A 20177-nucleotide genomic window follows, 5' to 3' on the forward strand; every position below is an offset into this window, starting at 1 on the left:
GTGGTCGGTGCGGCGCCGGGAACCGCGGTCCGCCAACCGCCTGCGATCATCGGGCAGCACGAGCCGGGCAGCGGCGTGACGGAGCCCGCACCTCACCCGTTCGAGGTGTGCGTCCGACCGATTGGCGGGCCCTGGCACGGCGAGCCGAGCCGCGACGGTACGGCCGGGCGGCAGGGACGGTCCCGATGCGGACGGGACGCCAGAGCAGGAGAGTCCGACACGCCGGAGGTCCTCCCCTGCCGAGCACGAGGTGCGACCACTCCCCGGGCACGGTGCTCATCCGACCGCCCGGCCTGGGAAGTTGTGACGGCGCTGGTGGCCGGGGGCTGCTCGCCGGCGCAGTGGAGGCACTTGCTCGCAGCCGCGGGCAGGTCCCTCCGAGAGGCAGGCCGGGCCCGCGTGCCCCGCACGTCTGCACAGCGGGAGCAGCGCTCGGCAGCTGAACGCAGGCCCTCCGGCTGGTAGCGGAGCCACGGCGCGATGACGCACGGACGGCCGCAGCCCGGGGCGTCGAGCTGTCGATCGCGCCCCATGCTCCGGTGCCGGGCGGTGACGGCCGGTCCTGACCGCTGCATACGGATGGGTGCGGACGGCCTGTCGTCGGGCGAGAGGGCGAGAAGGCGTGGATGTGTACGAGGCCGTGGACAGTCGCCGGGCCGGTTCCCAGGGAGGTGCTCGAACGAGTGCTGGCCGCGGCTGCACGAGCTCCGTCGAGCGGGAACCTCCAGCCATGGCACGTGTACGTCATGACCGGCGAGCCCTTGGCCGGACTGAAGCGGCGCGCGACGGCCAGAGCACTGGAGGTTCCGCGCGTCTTCGGACTGCGTCCGGTTCCGGAGGGCCGGAAGAGGCCCCGCCCGTTCGGGTGCGGGGCCTTCACGCGGTGCTCGGTCTCCGATCGCGGAGCCGATGCGGCGACCAAGTCAAGCGGGGCGGAATCCAGTCATCCGCAGACATGTCTGATTGCTGACGCAATCTCGACTGCAAGCCCCGTGGACAACTGCCCCCAATGGCCCGGTGCCCCCTAACTCGCCGCTACAGCACCGATTTAGGACACTATCTCCCATTCATGGGTAACGTGACGTTACTGGTGCGTCACCTAAAATGAGACTCCATGTGTGACCTACTTCACAATGAACTCACGCTCGACGGTGGATATTTGCAATATCGAACGCCCCATCCGCAGGCGCGACACAAGCGTCGACCTCCGTCAGCTCGCCGTTGGCCGTGCCGTCCAGGCACAGGCGCCCTCCCTTGTCACGGAGGTCGATGACGAACTTCGTGACCACGCCCGACCGCTTCAGTGCGTGGATGCGCCCGTCGATGTAGCCGAGGCCGTTCAGCACCTTCCTGACCTGGGCGGGATCAGGCTGCTTGAGCTGCAGGAGCACCTCGGCCACGCGCTGTTCGTGCTGGACGCCGGCGCACCAGTCGCGGGCGTCCAGCTCCGCCTCGGGACCCGCCGTGGGAGCGATGGGCTCGACCGCGCCGCCCGGCGGCGGCTTCACCGTGGCACCGGGCGGCGGCTCCACCGGAGCGGTCGGCGGCTCGCCCTCCGGAGTGGGCGGCGCCTCCCTCTTCGTGCCAGGCGGGGGGCACTCCCGCGCCACCTCGTCCAGCATCTTGATGAAGGCCGCGTCCTTCGTGGCCGAGACCGCATCGACGGACTCGGCCCGCCCTCCGGGGCGACCCGGCTGCTCGGAGCCACAGGCGGCCAGGGTCAGAGCGGCGAGAGCCGTCACCGCCAGAGTGCGCCGACGGCGGCGCATTACGGGGTCAACCGCCCTGATCCGGGCTCGGGTTCGCTTCATGTACCCAGTCTTGGGGCCGGGCCGCACGCGCCACATGAGTACGCGTACTCAACCTCGGGCGGCGGCCGGGGATCTTCACTGCTGCAAGGATGCGCAATCAACTACCTCTCGGTATAGGCCACTTGTGGTCGTGATCACGCCGGTCTACGGTCCGCAGCGATCAAGCAACACACCTACGACACGAGGGGGGAACTCGTGCGCAAGACAGCCCTGCCTGTCATGGCCGCGCTTTCCGTGGCGCTTCTGCTCCCGCAGCAGACCGCCGGAGCCGCCGTCATCCAGCAGCCGCAGGCCGCGGCCGCCACTGTCGATCCGCCGCTGGCCGACGGGGAGATCCAGCAGGTCGGTCCCGGCCTGTACTCCACCGCGGAGAAGTCCTTCGAGCTGTCCGAGACCGATGTGGCCGAGGGCCTCATGGGCCGTACCCACACGGTGACCGAAGGCGCGGACGGAGTCGCCAGGCCGGAGTCGGCACCCGCGACCCGTCCGGACCAGGGCGTCTTCGGCCCCGGCTGGGAAGCCGGGTTCCTGGGAGGCCAGCTCAACCGCAAGCTGGAGCAGAAGACCGACTCCGTCGTGGTCACCGACCTCGACGCGAAGGTCTCCGTCTCGTACGCCCTGAAGAGCAGCGTCGACTACCCGAGCGGCGGCGGCGTCAAGAAGTACGAGACGGCCACCGGCGACAAGATCACCGAGACCACCACGTACAACGAGGCGACCGGCACGCTGGTGACCACCGCGGTCGAGACCCTCGCCCCGGCCACCGGCACCCCGGACACCGACGTGACCGGCGACGAGGACGCCGGCGCGGCCATCGGGGTCGCCAACCTCACGGCCACCTACAACTGGAAGCAGGTCGCTCCGGGCACCGACAAGTGGCGTGTGACCAGCCTGGGCAACCTGGCCGACGGCGCCACCGACACGGTCTCCTACGACACCAAGGGTCGGGTCGCCACGGTCAGCGAGCCCGCCACCGCCGACGCTCCGGCGCAGTCGCTGACGGTCAAGTACTCGACCGCCACGACGGCCACCGGCACGGCGCTCGGCGAGTACACGGGCCGCGCCAAGGAGATCACCCTCACGTCGGGTGCCACCACGCAGACGCTGGCGCGCTACTCCTACGACGCCTCGGGCCTGCTGCGCAACGTGACCAACCCGGTCGAGGGCACCGACCCGGTCTCCTCGTACGCCTACGACTCCACGGGTCGCGTCTCCGACATGGCCTCGCCGACCAACGGCGAGTGGGACCTGACGTTCCCGGCCGAGTCCGCCGTCCCGAACGCCGCGCCCGTCGGCACCGACCTGCCGTCCTCCACCGAGCCCCTGCAGGGCCCGGCCGGCGACGGAACCGCGACCACGCCTCCGGCCGGGGACTTCACCACCGGTGAGATCAACGACCCGCAGGCCTACCCGCGCTACTGCAACCGCGCCACCGAGTGGATGTGGTACCTCAACCGCGGCTGCGTCGCGTGGGCCGCGCACTACGGCTGGCACTGGCCGTACTTCCGGTACACGCCGACCGGCTTCCGCGTGGCGGGCATCATCTACGACGGATGCAGCACCCCCGGCCCGAACATCAGCCGCCCCGGCGGCTTCAACTTCCGGGCCGCGTGCGACACCCACGACTACGGCTACGGCCTGATCGGCAACACGTACAAGGGCTACAAGTACTACCTGGACCGCAGCAAGAAGTCGAACGTCGACAACGCCTTCTACAGCACGATGAAGACGCACAGCTGCAAGGCGTACAACATCCTGGTCCGCTGGAAGTGCAACTCCTACGCGTACGTCTACCTCAAGGCCGTGGCCTGGAAGGGCAACCCGAAGAACGGTGCCAACAAGACCTGACCACAGGTCAGCGCACCTTCTGACGACGTACAGCACAACCTCCTGACGGAGCACGCCCCTTGGGCGTGAACGGGCCGGGCGGCGGACACCCCTCGCCGCCCGGCCCTTTCCGCCAGGGCCCTTCACCACATCGCCACCCCACATCTCCCCGGGCTGTGCCATGTCCGCTTCCCCACAGGCCTGCACATGACGCGCCCCCTGCTCACCGAGGCAATATGAAGAGAACGATCTGGGCGACGGTCGTCACCGCGATGACGGCCGTGACCCTCGGCGCCGCGATACCGGCCCACGCCGTCACCCCTGCGAGCACCGCGACAGCGGCCGAAGCCGCGGCCGACCCGGTCGACCCGCCGCTCTACGACCAGACCGCGGGCGGTGGCAAGGTCCGCGTCAACGTCGTCACGGAGACCCTCGCGGACGTCGCCGACGCGGCGACCGCCGGCGAGACGAAGCAGGCGTTCGAGACCGTGCCGGTGGTCACCCTCAAGGTCGACCGGGCCGGCCTCGACCAACTCGCCGCCAAGCCGGGCGTGGTCAGCGTCACCGAGGACAGGGTCGAACCGCCGACCCTGGACCAGAGCATCCCGCTCATCGGCGGTGACGACGCCGTCGCCGCGGGCAAGACCGGTGCGGGCCAGGCGATCGCCGTCCTGGACACCGGCGTCGAGGTCAGCCACCCGTTCCTGAAGAACCGGGTCGTGGCCGAGGCCTGCTTCTCGCCGAGCGATGCCGAGAGCGGCGTCGTCAGCCTGTGCCCGAACGGCGCCGACACGCAGGAGGGCACCGGTTCCGCCGACACCGCGGCCGGCCCCTGCGCGACCATGGCCGCCTGCGACCACGGCACCCACGTGGCCGGTATCGCCGCGGGCAACGGCGCCGGCATCACGGGCGCTCCCAAGCACGGTGTGGCCCCCGGCGCCAACATCGTCGCCATCCAGGTCTTCAGCGAGTTCACCACCGAGGAGTTCTGCGGTGGCATCGCCCCCTGCGTGGGCAGCTACCAGAGCGCACAGCTCAAGGGCCTTGAGCACGTGCTGAAGCTCAAGCAGGCCGGTACGCCGATCGTCGCGGCCAACCTCAGCCTCGGCAACGGCCGTTACACCACCGCCTGCGACACCGATCTGCGCAAGCCGATCGTGGACAGTCTGCTGACGGCCGGCGTGGCCACCGTGATCGCGGCCGGCAACAACGGGCACACCGACGCGGTGAGCATGCCCGGCTGCATCTCCTCCGCCGTCACGGTCGGCTCGACCACCGACGACGACGAGCTGTCCTCCTTCACCAACCGGGGCCCGCTGCTCGACCTGTTCGCCCCCGGCACGAGCATCGTCTCCTCCGTGCCCGGCGGCGCCTACGCCTCCAAGAACGGCACCTCCATGGCCGCGCCGCACGTGGCCGGCGCGTACGCGGTGCTCAAGCAGGCCTTCCCCACCAAGAGCATCGCCGACCTGACGGCCCTGCTGAAGAGCAGCGGCCGGGGCATCGTCTACACCGGCGCCACCACCCCGCGGATCGACCTCGGTGCCGCCGTCAGCGGCGGGGGCACCACCCCGAAGCCGGCCGGGATGACCGACTTCAACGGTGACGGCGCGGAGGACATCGCGATCTCCGACCCCCAGGCCACCGTCGGCACGGACGCGAAGGCCGGTCTGATCCGCATCGTGTACGGAGGCGGCAAGGGCACCGCGGAGATCAGCCAGGACCTGGACTGGGTGCCCGGCGGCTCCGAGGCGGACGACTACTTCGGCGAGACCCTGGCCACCATCGACTGGAACAAGGACGGCTTCACCGACCTCGTCGCCGGAACCCCGAGCGAGACCGTCGGCACCGCGACCGACGCCGGCTTCGTCGACATCCTGTACGGCGCGGCCGGAGGCCTGGGCACCGGCACTCTGAAGGCCACCCACCTCGAACAGGGCACCGGCACGGGTGCGATCGCGGCGTCGGCGTCCGAGGCGGGCGACCGGATGGGCCACAGGATCGCGGCCGCGGTGAACGACGCCGGCCGGCCGTACCTGGTCATCGGCCTGCCCGGCGAAGCCCTCGGCAGCGTCACGCAGGCGGGTTCCGCGTTCTACGTGTACGGCACGACCAGCCTGGCGTTGAGCCAGTCGACGGCCGGTGTTCCCGGTGACCCCGAGGCGGGCGACCTCTTCGGCTGGTCCGTGGCCGCCGACCAGAACTACATCGCCATCGGCGCCCCCAACGAGGCTCTCGGCACCACGGCGAAGGCCGGCGGCGTCGTCATCTTCGACGCCAACCGCTTCGACTCCACCGGCCACCCCCTGCCGCTTGCCGGACTCGACCAGGACAACGCGGCCATCTCCGGCGGTTCCGAGGCGGGCGACCAGTTCGGGTACGCGGTGGCCATGGCCCCGTTCCGGGCCAGCGGCGCCGCAGCCGCCACGGAGTCGATCCTGGCGATCGGCTCGCCCGGTGAGAGCGTGACGGTCGGCACCGAGGACCGTGCCAACGCGGGCCGTGTGGTGCAGATCCGCATCAAGCCCGACGGCACCTGGAGCTACCTGCGAGAGCTCAAGCAGGGCACGGCGGAGGACGATGTGTCCGGCACCTCCGAGACCGGCGACCGCATGGGCGAGTACCTCACCGCCGTCAACACCGCCCCCGGTTCGGTGAGCACCGTGGCGTCCATGCGGCTCGCCGTGGGAACGCCCGGTGAGGACATCGGCACCGTCGCCAACGCGGGCGCGATCCACACGTTCTCGCTGGCCGGCTCGGCCGGTCCGAACGACCGTTGGATCGAGGCCGGCGACGGCGACGGCATCCCCGGTCCCCCCGGCGCCAACCAGTCCCTGGGCAAGAGCATCCACTTCACGGCGACCAGGCTGTACGTGGGCATGCCCTCCGGGCCCCTGGCCACGGGCGCGCTGTACGCACTGCCGATGTCCAACGTGACGCAGGGCGGCACGGTCGCTGCCACCACCACGTACAAGCCCGGCTCCGGTGGCCTCCCGGCCAACGGCGTGGCCTTCGGCTACTCGGCACGGTAGACGGCGGCCGATGCGAGCAGCCCCCGAAGGCACCGGCCTTCGGGGGCTGTTCTTCGCCCGCAAGCACATCGTCCTCCTGGAGACGGAGAACGCGTGGCCGGCAGTCCGGTCGGCGCACTGCCCAGCGCCTGGTGCGCCACGACGAGGGGCGAACGCATGTGCCCCTTCCGGCGCGCCACCGCGGGGTTCGCCGGCTGCGTGAGCCGTCCCTCCCGCGTGTTCGTGGCGCCGGTGGCCCGGGAAGGCCGACCATGTGGTCATGACCTCTTCGCCCCGTCCGCCGCACGTCGGTGACCGACCGGATCCGACCGGGGGGACCACCTCGCTCGGTGGAGAGTCCGCCTCTGCCCGCGGGTACCTGCTGGACAACGCGCGCGCCGAGGCGGGCGAGCGATTCGTCTGGCTGGCCGAGCTGTTCGACGGTGTGACGCGCGGGCACTTCGACCGGCTGGGGGTCGGGGCCGGTTCGCACTGCTGGGAGGTGGGGGCCGGTGGCCCCGGTATCCCGGAGGCGCTCGCGGCGGCCGTCGGTCCGACCGGGCACGTGCTGGCCACGGACATCGACCCGTCGTGGCTGAAGGCAGGCGACGGGTACGAGGTGCGCCGGCACGACGTCGCGGCTGATCCGCCCCCGGAGCCGGGGACGTTCGATCTGGTGCACGCCCGGCTCGTGCTGGTCCACGTACCCGACCGGGCTCGCGCGTTGGCCACGATGGCGGCAGCGCTACGGCCCGGCGGCCGACTGCTGGTCGAGGACGCCGACACCGCTCTGCAGCCACTGGCGTGCCTGGACGACAGCGGTCCGGCGCAGCGCCGGGCCAACCGGCTGCGCGACGCGGTCCGGGAGCTGCTGGCGGGCCGCGGCGCGGACCTGCGCTACGGCCGGACACTGCCGCGGGCATTGCGTGAGGCCGGTTTGGTGGATGTCGCCGCGGCGGGCTTCTTCCCGGTCGGCGGGCCTGCCTGCGACCGGCTGGAGGCGGCGACCATCCGGCACGTGCGCGGCGAGCTGCTCGCCGCCGGCCTGGCCGACGACGCCGAGATCGACGCGCACCTGGCCGCCGTCCACACGGGCGAACTCGACCTGACACTCGCGCCGCTGATCTCTGCCTGGGGACGTCGTCCAGCCGAGCCCTCTCCGGACCGCGCGCCCCGGGCCCATGACTCGCGCCGGGCGGCCGACGTCCACTGACCGTCCTTCGGCAGGCGTCCCTTCGCGTACGAGTTCGTCGCCTTCGGCCTGGCCGGTGGCCTCGCCGTGCCCGCCGCCGGAGGCACTCACCGGGGGCCGGTCATCGGCGGCGTGATCCTCATCCGCCTCGACCAGTGGCCGCCGGCCTGAGACCGGGGCCTTGAACCCATGCCCGTTCTCGGGACACGCTTCGTGCCGGCCGTCTCCGTGGCCGCGGGCGGTCCCGCCGCGCCGGGCAGCAGGAGACCGAACAGATGGGAGAGGTCCGCATGACCACGCGCACTCCGGAGGAACTCGCCGTCCCCGTACGAGGAGGCGACCTCGCCGTGACCCGATGGCCGGGCGAAGGGCCCGCGGTCATCGCCGTGCACGGCATCACGGGCAACAGCCTGACCTTCGGCGCCGTCGCCGAGCGGCTCGGCGACATCGATCTGTACGCCCCGGACCTGCGCGGCCGGGCCCACAGCGCCGGTCTGCCGGGTCCCTACGGCATCCAGGCCCACGTCGAGGACGTCCTCGCCGTCCTCGATCACCTGGGCCTGCGTCAGGCGCTGCTCCTCGGCCACTCCCTGGGAGCCTTCACCACCGCGGTGGCCGCCGCGCGGCACCCGGACCGCTTCCCGCGCGTGGTCCTCGTCGACGGTGGCCTCGGATTCCCGATTCCGGGCGGCGCGGACCTCGACGAGGTGATCGAGTCGGTCATCGGCCCGGCGATGCGCCGGCTCAAGACGACCTTCCCGGACGGCGACGCGTACCGCGCGCTCTTCCGTGAGCACCCGGCCTTCACGGCCCACTGGGGCCCGCACATCGAGGCGTACGTGGACCGCGACGTGGCCGGCGAGCCCCCGGAGATACGCAGCAGCTGTGTCCTGGACGCGATCCGTGCCGACGGCGCGGGCCCCATCGGCGACGCCGAGACGCTGGCCGCCATCCACCGGCCGGAGGTGCGCGGCACCATGCTGTGGGCGGAGCGAGGGGTGATGAACGAGCCTCAGGGGCTCTACGACGAGGGACGTCTGGCCGCGGGCGACCTCTCTCCGGACCGGATCACCACCCGCCGGGTCGACGACACCAACCACTACACGATCCTGTTCGCGGAGAACGCGACGGCAGCCATCGCGGAGGCGGTGTACGCGGAGCTGAAGCAGATGTAGCACCGGACCCGACGCGACACACCGGGCCGGACGTGCGTCCGATTCCGCGGAACGGCGCACACCCGGCCCGGTGCGCGACCGGCGTCAGCACGACCGTCTGCCTGCAGACGGGTTGTTCCGGAGGTCTGATCCTGTGGCAGATGGTGACGGTGTGGACACGCACCGCTCACAGGCATCACACTCGCCTCAGCCCCTCGGCGGGGACCCAGACCTCAGGACGGAGACGCGATGCTTCGGCGCACGATCCAACTCACTCTCTCGATTGTCATGGTCATGGTGGCAACGCTGGGTGGGATGCTGTCCACGGCCGGATCCGCCCAGGCCGACGAGTGCTACACCTGGGGCCGCACCCTGTCCGAGGGCATGTCGGGCTCCGACGTGACGCAGCTGCAGATCCGCGTGGCCGGACACGCGGCGTACGGCGAGGTCATCGCCGTCGACGGCTCCTTCGGCCCGGCCACGAAGGCCGCCGTGACCCGATTCCAGCAGGCGTACGGGCTGCCCGCGGACGGCATCGCCGGTCCCCAGACGTTCAGCAAGATCTACGCCCTGCAGGACCCGGACTGCACGCCCGTCCACTTCACCTACGCCGAACTGAACAAGTGCAACTCCGACTGGTCCGGTGGAGCGGTCAGCGCCGCGACGGCCAAGGCCAACGCCCTGCAGACGATGTGGAAGCTGGAGGCCATGCGCCACGCCCTGGGTGACGTGCCGCTGACCGTGACCAGCGGATTCCGCTCGTACGCCTGCAACAGCGCGGTGGGTGGCGCCTCGAACAGTCGGCACCTGTACGGTGACGCCGCCGACCTGACCGGCAGCCCGTCGCTGTGCACGCTGGCCCAGCGGGCCCGCTACCACGGCTTCGGCGGAATCTTCGGCCCCGGCTACCCCGACCACAACGACCACACCCACGTGGACGGACGCACCAGCCGATCCTGGTCCGCGCCCAACTGCGGCGTCTGACCCATACGTACGACACGGACAGCGGGCTCTCCCCCGGACCGGCTCCGGCCCGGGGGAGAGCCCGCACCGCCCGCGAGGCGCGCGGCCGGCACGGTTCCGGTCCTCCGGACGGGCACCGCTCGTCCCCGCCCCGAGCAGACCTGCCCCACCGCTCTCTCCCCCTCCCCGCATCGAGTAGGAGTGCCCTGATGTCCTCCCGCATCCCCTGGCGCGTCCGTGCCGGAACGGCCACGCTGGCGGTGCTCGCCGCTGCCGGAGCGTTCGCCGCGCCCGGATCCGCCTCGGCCGCCTCCCCGCCCGGGGCCGGCCGACAGGCCGTCAGCTACCACGGCTACCGCATCGAGGTCCCCGCCGACTGGCAGGTCGTCGATCTGGCCGAGAATCCGCAGGCCTGTCTCCGATTCGACAGACCCGCCGTCTACCTGGGCGAGCCCGCCGAGCAGAGCGACTGCCCCGCACACCTCGTGGGCCGTACGGCAGGCATCGTCGTGGAGCCCCTCAGCGCCCGCTCCGCCGGACAGGCGACGGCGGCGACCGCAAGGACCCCACGCGGCAAGGCCACCGCCCCGACCGCCGTGTCCAGCAACGACACCATCCAGATCGCGGTCGAGGACGCCGGTGTACTCGTCACCGCCGCCCACACCCCGGCGACCGAGAACCTGGTGAGGGGCGTTCTGGCCTCGGCCGAGCTCACCCCGGATGCCCGGCGCACCGAGCTGCCCCGCGCAGCCCGGCGGCCCGGCGCCACTTCCCTGACCGCGGCCGGCCCGCAACCCGGCAGCTACCTGGGCAAGGGCTTCGACACCTGCGCCGCGCCCTCCCAGGCCGCCATGAACGCCTGGCAGGCCGGCTCGCCGTACAGCGCGGTCGGCGTCTACATCAGCGGCTCCTTCCGCGGCTGCGCGCAGCCGAATCTGACCGCGAGCTGGGTGACCAGTCAGACCGGCAACGGATGGCGGCTGATCCCCATCGACGTCGGCCGCCAGGCCCCGTGCACGAGCTTCTCCCTGAAGATGTCCACCGACCCCGCCACGGCCAAGTCCCAGGGCGTGACCGCGGCGGCCGCCGCCCTCACCGCCGCGGCGAACCTCGGCATCCCCGCGGGCAGCGCCGTCTACAGCGACATCGAGGGATACGCCTCCACGGCCTCCTGCAAGGCGGCCGTGCTGTCGTACCTGTCCGGCTGGACCGAGCGGCTGCACAGCGGCGGCTATCTGTCGGGCTTCTACTCCAGCGCGTCCTCCGGCATCAAGGACGCCGCGAGCGAGTACGGCAACAGCGCCTACACGCGGGTCGACCACATCTTCTACGGCTGGTGGAACGGCGCCGCCGACACCAACACCGGTTCCTACGTCCCGTCCACCTACTGGGCCGGCCACCAGCGCATCCACCAGTACGCGGGCGAGGTCACCGAGTCCTACGGCGGCTACTCGATCAACATCGACCGCGACTACCTGGACGTGGGCACCGGCACACCGCCCGCGCCCACCTGCACGGGGACGAACCTCGACTTCACCACGTACCCCACGGTCCAGAGCGGATCGACCGGCGACCAGGTCAAGGCGGCCCAGTGCCTGCTCAAGGCCGCCGGATACGACCCGGGCGCCCCGGACGGGGTGTTCGGCACCTCCACGACCACCGCGACCAAGAACTTCCAGACCGGTACGGGGCTCACCGCGGACGGAGCGATCGGGCCGAAGTCCTGGACCGCCCTGCTGTCCCGCGGATCCACCCCCACCGTCCAGAACGGCTCGACGGGAGAAGCCGTCACCCGACTGCAGCGCGCCCTGACCGCCGCGCTCGGCCGGACGGTGGCCGTCGACGGCGCCTTCGGTCCGGGCACCGACCAGGCCGTGCGCGACTACCAGTCCTCACGCGCCCTGACGGTCGACGGCATCGTCGGCTCCGGCACCTGGGGCGCCCTCCAGTCGGGAAGGTGAGGAAGGCGCCGTGAGAGGGAGGAGGCCTGCACGGTTCAGGCCTTCTCCCTGCTCCGCTTCGAGCTCGACCGGCGCCCGTGGACCAAGGTCGTCATGGGCGTCCGGTCCTGGTGACCTCACCGTCCTCGGGCTCCGTCCAACCGGCCGGGCGAGGTCAGGAAAGCGTGCTCACGACCTTGCGGACCTCCGTCGCGACGGACGCGGGCAGCCGTGCGTAGTGGTACGCGTCCAGCTGGGACTGGCCTTCCTCGCTCGCGGTGTACGTGAGGAAGGACCTGAGCGCGGGCAGCGTCTCCGGCCGATTGCCCGTGTCGCAGACGATCTCGTAGGTCACGAGGACGATCGGGTACGCGCCCTCGGCCTTGGTCCGGTAGTCGAGCTTCAGCCTGAGGTCCTTGCCTTCACCGGCGATCTCGGCCTCGGCGATGCCCAGCGATGCGCTCCGGGGAGTCGGCGCGACCGGCTCGGCGGCGCCCGTGGCGATGCGGACCGTCCCGATCCTTCGTTGCACGGCGAAGGACAGCTCGAAGTAGCCGATCGCGCCGTCGGTCTGCGTCACCGCCTGGGAGACGGCGTCCGAGCCGCTGGCCGACTGACCGCCCTGGGCCTGCCACTTCTTGTCCGCCGGGTACGGCCAGGACCTCCGGGCCGCACCCTTGAGGTAGGCGTTGAGGTTCTGGGTGGTACCGGAGTCGTCCGCGCGGTGCAGCGGGACCACGGGGATGTCCGGCAGCGTCGCATCGGGGTTGAGACGCTGGATCGACGGGTCGTTCCAGCGGGTGATCCGCGCGTCGAAGATCCGGGCGAGGGTCGGTGCGTCCAGAACGAGATCGGTGACCCCCGGCACGTTGTAGCCGATGGCGACGGGCCCCCCGGCCATGGGCAGGTCGACGGCCTGTCCCCCGGGGCACACGTCCTTGGTGAACTCCACGTCCTCCGCGCTCAGCGCCTGGTCCGTGCCCCCGAACGCGGTGGCGCCGCGCTGGAACTGGGCGACGCCCGCCCCCGATCCGAGCGGGGCGTAGGCGACCTGGACACCCTTGCAGGCGAGCTGGTACTGCCGGATCCAGCGCTCCATCGCGTTCTGCTGGGCCGACGAACCCGACCCACGTATCTGCCCGGACTCGGCGCAGTCGATGCTCGGCGCGGCCTCCGTCGACGACGGCTCGTCCGCGCCGTCGGAGCTGCCCGCGCAGCCGGCGAGCAGCGCGCCGCCCATCGCCACCGCGGTGGCTCCTCTCCATCGGCCGGACCGTCCCGAACGCCGGAAACCCACCGTGATCCTCCTTCGGCCATAACGCGGATGTCGCGCAGATGATCACCGATGTTCGGGAGGAGAGATGACTGCATGGTGAACAGGGGCAGTCATCCGGTCGACGTGCAGGTGAGCGGGGCATCGTTCCCCGACCGCGGGCAGGGGAGGCACCCCCGTGCCCGCGGTCGGGCCGCCTCGATCAGGCGCAGGTGAGGATGGGTGCGGCCCAGTCCGCGTGGTCGTAGTCCTTGCCGTCGCCGGCGTCGGTGACCTGGAGGGTGAGCTCGTAGGCACCGGTGAGCGGGGCGTCCAGGTGCACGGCGCCGGCGCTGCCGGTCAGGGTGGAGCTCTCGGCCACCTTCGTACCGTCCGCGAAGACCCTGAAGACCACCGAGCCCCGGCTGCCCGCCTCGTCGTCGACGCCCACGTCGGTGCTCAGGCCGGTGCACGTGCCGCCCAGGTAGTACGTGACGGTGGAGGCGGCGTGGGTGCCGAGCCCCTTGGCGTACGGCGTACCGCCGATGGCCAGGGTGCGGCCGTCGCCGGCCGCCTGCTCCCCGTTGCTGCGGTCGCGCTCCACCGGGCCCCAGCCGTTGACGGCACCTGCCCAGGGCAGGTCGCCGAGGTCGTGCCTGCCGGCCGACGGGCCGTCGCCGCAGGCGAGGCGCGCACCCGCCCAGTCGGCATGGTCGTAGTCCTTGCCGTCGCCGGCGTCGGTGACCACCAGCCGCAGGTCGTTCGCGCCCGTGAGGTCGACGCTGAGGCGCCTGGCGGGATCGCTGCCCCGGAGCACCCCGCTGTCGGCGGCCAGGCTCTGGTCGCGGTACACCCGGAAGACCACCGAGCCGTTGTTGCCGGACTCGTCGTCGACGCCGACGTCGACGGTGAGGTTCCGGCACGTCCCGCCCAGGTGGTAGCGGACCTCGGAGGCGGCGTGGGTGCCCAGGCCCTTGGCGTACACCGTGCCGCCGACGGTCAGGGCACGCCCGTCGCCGGAGCCGCTCTCGCCGTTGCTCCGGTTGCGCTCCACCGGGCCCCAGCCGTTGGTCGCCGAGGTCCAGGCCAGGTCGCCGAGCTGGTGCAGGCCGGCGGGCAGCGCGATCGGCGCGCTCGGGGTCACCCGGTACATCACGGTGCCGTGCGGGGGCACCGAGGCACCGACCGTGCCGGTCGTGGTGGTGGTCTGCTTGGACCACAGGTCCTTGAGCGTGTACGAGGGCGCTCCGCCGATCCCCGCGGCCGCCGCGGTGGTGGCGACGGTCTGGGCCTGGCCGGTCTCGTTGGTCAGGGTGATCGCGCGGCTGCCGTCGGCCAGCGGCTTGCTCATGACGACGAGGCCGCCGCTGCTGGACAGCACGGTGCCCTGCACGCCCAGCGGGTCCTGGTCGACCGCGATCACGTCGGTGTTCTTCAGGATCGCCAGCGTCGCCGCACTCGCGGTCCGCAGGTCGCTGCCGATGAGCAGCGGCGCGGACATCTGGGCCCAGAGGCTGAAGTGGGTGCGGTACTCGGTGTCGGTCATGCCGCCGTTGCCGACCTCCAGCATGTCCGGGTCGTTCCAGGCGCCCGGCCCGGCGTACGGGGCGAGCGGCTGGTTGGCGTGCGCGATGCCGATCATGCTGGACCAGGTGTCGGTGATGTCCCCGGTGGTGCGCCAGGAGTTGCCGACGTCCTGCGCCCAGTTCCACGGCTGGTTCTGGCCCCACTCGCAGATGCTGTAGAGGATGGGCCGGCCGGTGGCCTTCAGGGCGTCGCCCATCGCCCGGTAGCGCTGCCGTGCGTCGACGCCCTGGTTGTTGCAGTTGTCGTACTTGAGGTAGTCGACGCCCCAGGACGCCCACAGGTCGGCGTCCTGCCGCTCGTGGCCGAGTCCGCCGGGGAAGCCGAGGGTGTCGCAGGTCTTGCTGCCGGCACTGGAGTAGATGCCGAACTTCAGGCCCTTCGCGTGGACGTAGTCGGCCAGCGCCTTGATCCCGTTCGGGAAGCGCACCGGATCCGGCACCAGGTTGCCGGAGGCGTCGCGGTCGGGCAGGGCCCAGCAGTCGTCGAGGTTGACGTACTGGTAGCCGGCGTCCTTCAGTCCCTGGGAGACGAAGATGTCCGCGATGCCCTTGACCATCGACTCGTTGAACTCGGCCCGGCAGTGGGTGGAGTTCCAGTTGTTGAAGCCCATGGCGGGAGTGCGGGCCAGCGTGTTGTCGACGGCCGCCGCCGGTGGGGCGGCGGCCAGTTGGAGGCCGGCCGCGGCCGTCGTGGCGAGCGCCCCGCCGCCGAACAGCATGGCCAGCGAGGTGGTCACCGCGGTGAGGGCGTGTCGGATCCCGCGTGTGGACGCAGTCAAGTGGGTTCTCCTGTCTTGGAGGTTGTCCGGCCGGAGCTGATCTACGCGGGCAGGCCGACGGCGCGAGCGCGGTTGCGGCGCTGCTGGATGACGACGGCGGCCACCAGGAGCAGCCCCTGTGCGACGTTCTGCCAGAAGGTGTTGATGCCCTGGACGGTGAGCCCGTTCTGGAGGGCGCCCAGCAGGGCGACGGCGAGCAGGGTGCCGCCGATGGTGCCCTTGCCGCCCTTGAGGGCGCAGCCGCCGAGCGCGGCCGCGGTGATCGACTGGAGTTCCAGGCCCTCGCTGCCGGAGACCGGCTGCCCGGAGCCGGTGCGCGCGGTGAGCAGTACACCGGCGAGGGCGGCGACGGTGCCGGTCAGCGCGTACGCCGAGATCAGGTACTTGTTGAGGTTGATGCCGGCCAGGCGGGCGGCGGTGTCGTTGCCGCCGAGCGCGTAGACGTTGCGGCCGATGTCGGTGTACGTGAGCAGGACGTGCACCGCGGCCGCGACCAGCGCCAGGATCCAGACCATGGTCGGCAGCCCGGCGATCCTCCCCCGGCTGAGGAAGACGAAGACCGGGTCGCCGAGGACGTAGCCCTGTGCCCGTCCGTCGGAGACGAGTTGGGCGAGTCCCTTGTACGCGGCGAGGCCGGCCAGAGTCGCGATGGTCGGGTTGACCCGGCCGTGGATGATCACCGTGCCGTTGAGCAGGCCGACGGCGGCGCCGGCGAGCAGGGCGGCGCCGATGCCCAGCGGGGCGCTGGAGCCGGTGGCGGTGAAGACCATCGCACTGACCACGGAGGCGAGGCCGGCCTGGGAGCCGACGGAGATGTCGAGGCCGCCGCAGATGATGACGACGGTCTGCACCACGGCGAGCAGCCCCGCGATGGTGGCCGCCTCTCCGATCACCCGGATGTTGTCCCAGCCGAGGAAGTTCGGGTCGAGCGAGCCGAACAGGGCGATCACGACGACGAGGGCGCCGAGGAGGCCGACGTTCTGCCCGCCGATCGAGGCGAGGAGCGCGCGCGGGCCGCGCGGGGTCGGCTCGGGTCCGGTCCCGCTCGGCGGGCGCCGGGTGCTCGGGGCGGTGGTGGCGCTCATCGGGCGGCTCCGGTGGCGGTGGTCGGGGTGTCGGTGCCGGCGCCGCCCTGGGGAGCGGCGGTCAGGTCGTCGGCCATGGCGAGGGCGAGGATCGCCTCCTCGGAGGCCTCGGAACGGCCGAGTTCGCCGGTGATGCGGCCGTTCTGCAGCACGAGGACGCGGTCGGCGAGGCCGAGGACCTCGGGCAGTTCGGAGGAGACCACCAGGACGGCCACACCCTCGCGGGCCAGGTCGGCGATGATCTGGTAGATCTCCGCCTTGGCTCCGATGTCCACGCCGCGGGTGGGCTCGTCGAGTATCAGCAGCGCGGGCCTGCGGGCCAGCCATCGGGCCAGCACGACCTTCTGCTGGTTGCCGCCGGACAGGGCGTGGACCTCGGTCTCGACGGAGGGCGCGCGCACGCGAAGGCGGTCGGCGAACTCCTGTGCGAGGGCGCGCTCCCGGGACTTGCTGACGAAGCGCCGGCGGCGCAGTCGGCGGAGGCTGACCAGAGCGGTGTTGTCGCGGATGGTGCGGTGCAGGAACAGGGCCTGGGCCTTGCGCTCCTCCGGGGCGAGACCGATGCCGGCGGCGATCGCGTCGCGCGGGCTGCGCAGGTCGAGACGCCTGCCATCGAGCGTGACGGTGCCGGAGCGGATCGGTGTGTCCCCGGCGAGGGCGAGGGCGAGTTCGGAGCGGCCGGCGCCGATCAGTCCGGCCAGGGCGACCACCTCGCCGGCCCGTACCTGGAGCGTGACGTCGCGGACGTCGTCGGTGGTGAGGCCCCGGACGTCGAGCACGACGCGCTCGGTGGCGACCTCCTGCCGGGCGAACAGGCCGGCCAGGTCGCGGCCCACCATCAGACGGACGACCTCCGCCTCGGTGGTGGCGGAGGTCTCGACGACGCCGGCCACCCGGCCGTCGCGCAGGACGGCTATGCGGTCGGCGAGGCGGAAGATCTCCTTCATCCGGTGCGAGACGTAGACGACGGCGACGCCCTCGTCACGCAGCCGCCCGATCAGGGTGAACAGGGCCTCGGTCTCGTGCTCGGAGAGGGAGGAGGTCGGCTCGTCGAAGGCGATCGCCCGGGGCGGCGCACCGCCGGTCAAGGCGCGCAGGATCTCGACCAACTGTCGCTGAGCGGCGGTCAGTCGGGAGCCGGGGAGGTCGGGGTCGAGGACCTTGGCGAAGCCGAGCCGCGCCAGGTCGGCGGTGATCCGCCGGCGCAGCTCGGCCCGGTCGAGGCGGCGCCCGGCGCGGCGGGGCAGCGAGCCGGCGTACACGTTCTCGGCGACGGAGACGTGCGGGATGATCTCCGGCTCCTGCGGGATGATCCGGATCCCGGCCCGGCGCGCGTCGATCGGCGAGGCGAGGGAGAGCGGCGTCCCGTCCAGCAGGACCTGCCCCTGGGTCGGCCGGTGGTCTCCGGTCAGGATGCGCAGGAGGGTGGACTTGCCGGCGCCGTTCTCGCCCATCAGGGCGGTGACCTGGCCGGGCGGGAAGTGCAGGGTGACGTCCTGGAGTGCGTGGACGGCGCCGAAGCGCTTGGAGACGTTCTCGGCGGACAGGCCGGCGGCCTGGGTGGTGGTCATGGGGCCTCCCTGATGCGAGGAGGGGCAGGACGGGAGCGAGGGCGCGTCAGCTGCAGGAGACGCCGGCGGTCTGCCAGGAGGTGGCGTCGACCATCCGGGTCGGGGCGAACGCCTCCGCGGGGAAGTCCTTGCCGTTCTTGAGGCGGTCGTACATGGTCTGGACGGCGAGCGCGCCGACGTCCTTGCCGTTGATGAACAGCGCCGCCCTCATGCCGGACGGCTTGCCTGACTGCCATTCCTTGCAGGCGAGGTAGGCGCCGAGGCCGACGCCGATGATGTCCTTGGCGTCGATGCCGGCGTTCTGCAGGGCGGTGACGCCGCCCTGGACGTTCTCGTCGTTGCAGCCCCAGACCACCCAGTGCTTGACCCCGGGGTTGGCGGTGATCGTGGCCGCGACCTTGTCCTGGGCGCCGGTCGGGGTGTTGTCGGTGGCGACGTCGATGTTCTCGACGCTCGCGCCCGCGCCGGCGGAGAAGGCGGCCTTCGCGGCCTTGACCCGGTCGCCGCAGACCGTGACGTCCTGCTTCCAGGCGGAGAGGGTCCGGGTCTCGGCCGGCTTCCAGCCCGCCTTCCTGAACTCCTCGGCGGCCCGCTTGCCGACCTCGCCGCCCATCTGCGCTCCGCTGAAGCCGATCCGCGGCACCAGATCGCCCTTCGCACAGGACGCGGGGGCCGGTCCGGTGGTGCAGATCTGGTCGTCGGAGGTGAGCAGGGCGACCTTGGCGTCCCGGGCCGCCTGGACGACCTGCGGGCCGACCGCGGGATCGGGGACGACGATGATCAGGCCGTTGCTCTTCTGCGCGATCGCGGACTGGACCTCGCTGACGGTCTTGTTGGCGTCGTTGCCCAGGTTGACCACCTTCAGGTCGACCCCGAGCTCGGCGGCCTTCGCCTTCGCGCCGGCGGCCTCGCCGATGAAGTACTCCTGGTCGCCCTGCTTCTGAAGGTATGTCAGGGACATCTTGCCCGCCACCGTGTGGACGTCACCGGACGAGCCGGACGGCGCCTGGCCGCTCGAACACGCGGAGAGGCCGAGAACGGTGACGAGAACCGTCGCGGCAGCGGGGGTCACGCGGGCGCGCAGGGTAGGCATTCGAGGGCTCCTGAGGGTAGGAAGTAACCAGCGAGTGCGACACAACCAATCAGAATCACGCGCAATCAAACGATTCGGTCACAGGAAACGCCGCGATCATGCAACCGTCAATACCCTGCGCTCGAATGGGTCATGTGGCCGTGAAATAAAGGAGGTTGGGGGAACGACACAGCGCCGCTCAGGCGTCCGGGAAGACAGGCCGACCGGACCGTCGAAATGGTAGATCCTGTTCGAAGTGCCACGACAAGCGGTAGTCGACGCCGAAGCCGGTCCGGTCGGTGGCCGGGGGATCCACCCTCTCCCCCATGCCACCTCCACTGCTGCACCGGCACTGTCCCGAACTGGCGGATACGGCGACGGCGGCTGGGGCGGCAACAAGGTCCGCAAACTGGAATGGCTGCTGCCGGAAGCCCGGCGCCGCGGCGCGCGGACCATCCCCACCGTCGGCGGCCTCGGCTCCTGCACACCAAGCCGAGGCTGATCCTGGCCGCGCCCTGGCTCTTCGCCCGACACACCCACGGCCTCACTCCGCCGTACTACCTGCCGGCGGGCGGCTCCTCCCCGCTCGGCACGCTCGGCGCCGTCGAGACCGCCCTGGAACTGGGCACCCAGGTCGAGACCGGGGAGCTGCCGGAACCGGCACGGCTCGTCACCCCCGTCGGATCCGGCGGCACCTCCGCGGGTCTCGCCCTCGGGCTACGGCTCGCCGGGCCCGGGGCGCCGATCTGGACGGTGCCGGGCCCACCCCCGACGCGATCCGCGTCGAGACGGCCTGGCTGGGAAACGGCTACGCCCACCCCACCGCCGCCGGCGACCGGGCCCTCGCCCGCGCCTCGGCGCAGGCCGGCCTGACCCGGGAACGCACCTACACCGCCAAGGCACTCGCCGCCCTGCTCGACCTCGACGCGGCAGA

The 20177-nt window shown here is 71.7% G+C and carries 13 protein-coding genes and 1 pseudogene; 8 read left to right on the forward strand and 6 right to left on the reverse strand.

Features of this window, described 5'->3' with window-relative positions; all coding sequences use genetic code 11:
- Window positions 1-622: 622 nt before the first annotated feature.
- Window positions 623-800 (forward strand): annotated as a pseudogene (locus ACFYX3_RS08305) (nitroreductase family protein); the annotation flags it as partial.
- Window positions 801-1139: 339 nt separating this feature from the next.
- Here the strand turns inward: ACFYX3_RS08305 and ACFYX3_RS08310 are convergent.
- Window positions 1140-1811, reverse strand: a complete 672-nt coding sequence (locus ACFYX3_RS08310; protein ID WP_389009634.1) for a hypothetical protein — start codon at window positions 1809-1811, stop codon at window positions 1140-1142.
- Window positions 1812-2006: 195 nt separating this feature from the next.
- Between ACFYX3_RS08310 and ACFYX3_RS08315 the strand changes: the two genes are divergently transcribed.
- From ACFYX3_RS08315 to ACFYX3_RS08340, 6 genes are all read left to right on the forward strand, one after another.
- The gene (locus tag ACFYX3_RS08315; RefSeq protein WP_389009637.1) at window positions 2007-3659 is read left to right on the forward strand and encodes a phospholipase A2; all 1653 of its coding nucleotides are present in this window, start codon (window positions 2007-2009) and stop codon (window positions 3657-3659) included.
- A 215-nt stretch (window positions 3660-3874) separates the two neighbouring features.
- Complete coding sequence (locus ACFYX3_RS08320; protein ID WP_389009640.1) at window positions 3875-6670, forward strand: S8 family serine peptidase; 2796 nt, start codon at window positions 3875-3877, stop codon at window positions 6668-6670.
- Window positions 6671-6929: 259 nt separating this feature from the next.
- Complete coding sequence (locus ACFYX3_RS08325) at window positions 6930-7862, forward strand: methyltransferase domain-containing protein (protein ID WP_389009643.1); 933 nt, start codon at window positions 6930-6932, stop codon at window positions 7860-7862.
- Window positions 7863-8131: 269 nt separating this feature from the next.
- A complete protein-coding gene (locus ACFYX3_RS08330) occupies window positions 8132-9016 on the forward strand; it encodes an alpha/beta fold hydrolase (protein ID WP_389009646.1) in 885 nt (294 codons plus the stop codon).
- 228 nt (window positions 9017-9244) lie between these two features.
- Entirely contained in the window at window positions 9245-9979 is a 735-nt protein-coding gene (locus ACFYX3_RS08335; RefSeq protein ID WP_389009649.1) for a D-Ala-D-Ala carboxypeptidase family metallohydrolase, read from the forward strand.
- 188 nt (window positions 9980-10167) lie between these two features.
- Window positions 10168-11919 carry a glycoside hydrolase domain-containing protein gene (locus ACFYX3_RS08340; protein ID WP_389009652.1) on the forward strand — a complete coding sequence of 584 codons (1752 nt, stop codon included), beginning with the start codon at window positions 10168-10170 and terminating at the stop codon, window positions 11917-11919.
- A gap of 154 nt (window positions 11920-12073) precedes the next feature.
- On the opposite strand, the gene pstS is transcribed toward ACFYX3_RS08340, so the two are convergent.
- The 5 genes from pstS to ACFYX3_RS08365 all read right to left on the reverse strand — a co-directional run bounded on the left by pstS (window position 12074) and on the right by ACFYX3_RS08365 (window position 19264).
- On the reverse strand, window positions 12074-13138 hold the full coding sequence (gene pstS, locus ACFYX3_RS08345) for a phosphate ABC transporter substrate-binding protein PstS (RefSeq protein WP_389010527.1): 1065 nt from the start codon (window positions 13136-13138) through the stop codon (window positions 12074-12076).
- Between the two features lie 235 nt (window positions 13139-13373).
- Window positions 13374-15515: an NPCBM/NEW2 domain-containing protein gene (locus ACFYX3_RS08350; protein WP_389009655.1), complete on the reverse strand. Its 2142-nt coding sequence runs from the start codon at window positions 15513-15515 to the stop codon at window positions 13374-13376.
- 41 nt (window positions 15516-15556) lie between these two features.
- A complete protein-coding gene (locus ACFYX3_RS08355; protein ID WP_389009658.1) occupies window positions 15557-16600 on the reverse strand; it encodes an ABC transporter permease in 1044 nt (347 codons plus the stop codon).
- Window positions 16597-18171, reverse strand: coding sequence for a sugar ABC transporter ATP-binding protein (locus ACFYX3_RS08360; RefSeq protein WP_389009661.1), 1575 nt, complete (start codon window positions 18169-18171; stop codon window positions 16597-16599). The genes ACFYX3_RS08355 and ACFYX3_RS08360 overlap by 4 nt, the downstream gene beginning before the upstream one ends.
- 46 nt (window positions 18172-18217) lie before the next feature.
- Window positions 18218-19264, reverse strand: coding sequence for a substrate-binding domain-containing protein (locus ACFYX3_RS08365; RefSeq protein WP_389009664.1), 1047 nt, complete (start codon window positions 19262-19264; stop codon window positions 18218-18220).
- A 393-nt stretch (window positions 19265-19657) separates the two neighbouring features.
- On the opposite strand from ACFYX3_RS08365, the gene ACFYX3_RS08370 reads away from it, so the two are divergent.
- Window positions 19658-20116 (forward strand): pyridoxal-phosphate dependent enzyme, encoded by a 459-nt coding sequence (locus ACFYX3_RS08370; protein ID WP_389009667.1) that lies wholly within the window; start codon window positions 19658-19660, stop codon window positions 20114-20116.
- Window positions 20117-20177 lie beyond the last annotated feature (61 nt).

The organism is Streptomyces sp. NPDC002463 (genome assembly GCF_042889835.1).
Lineage (GTDB): Bacteria > Actinomycetota > Actinomycetes > Streptomycetales > Streptomycetaceae > Streptomyces > Streptomyces nymphaeiformis.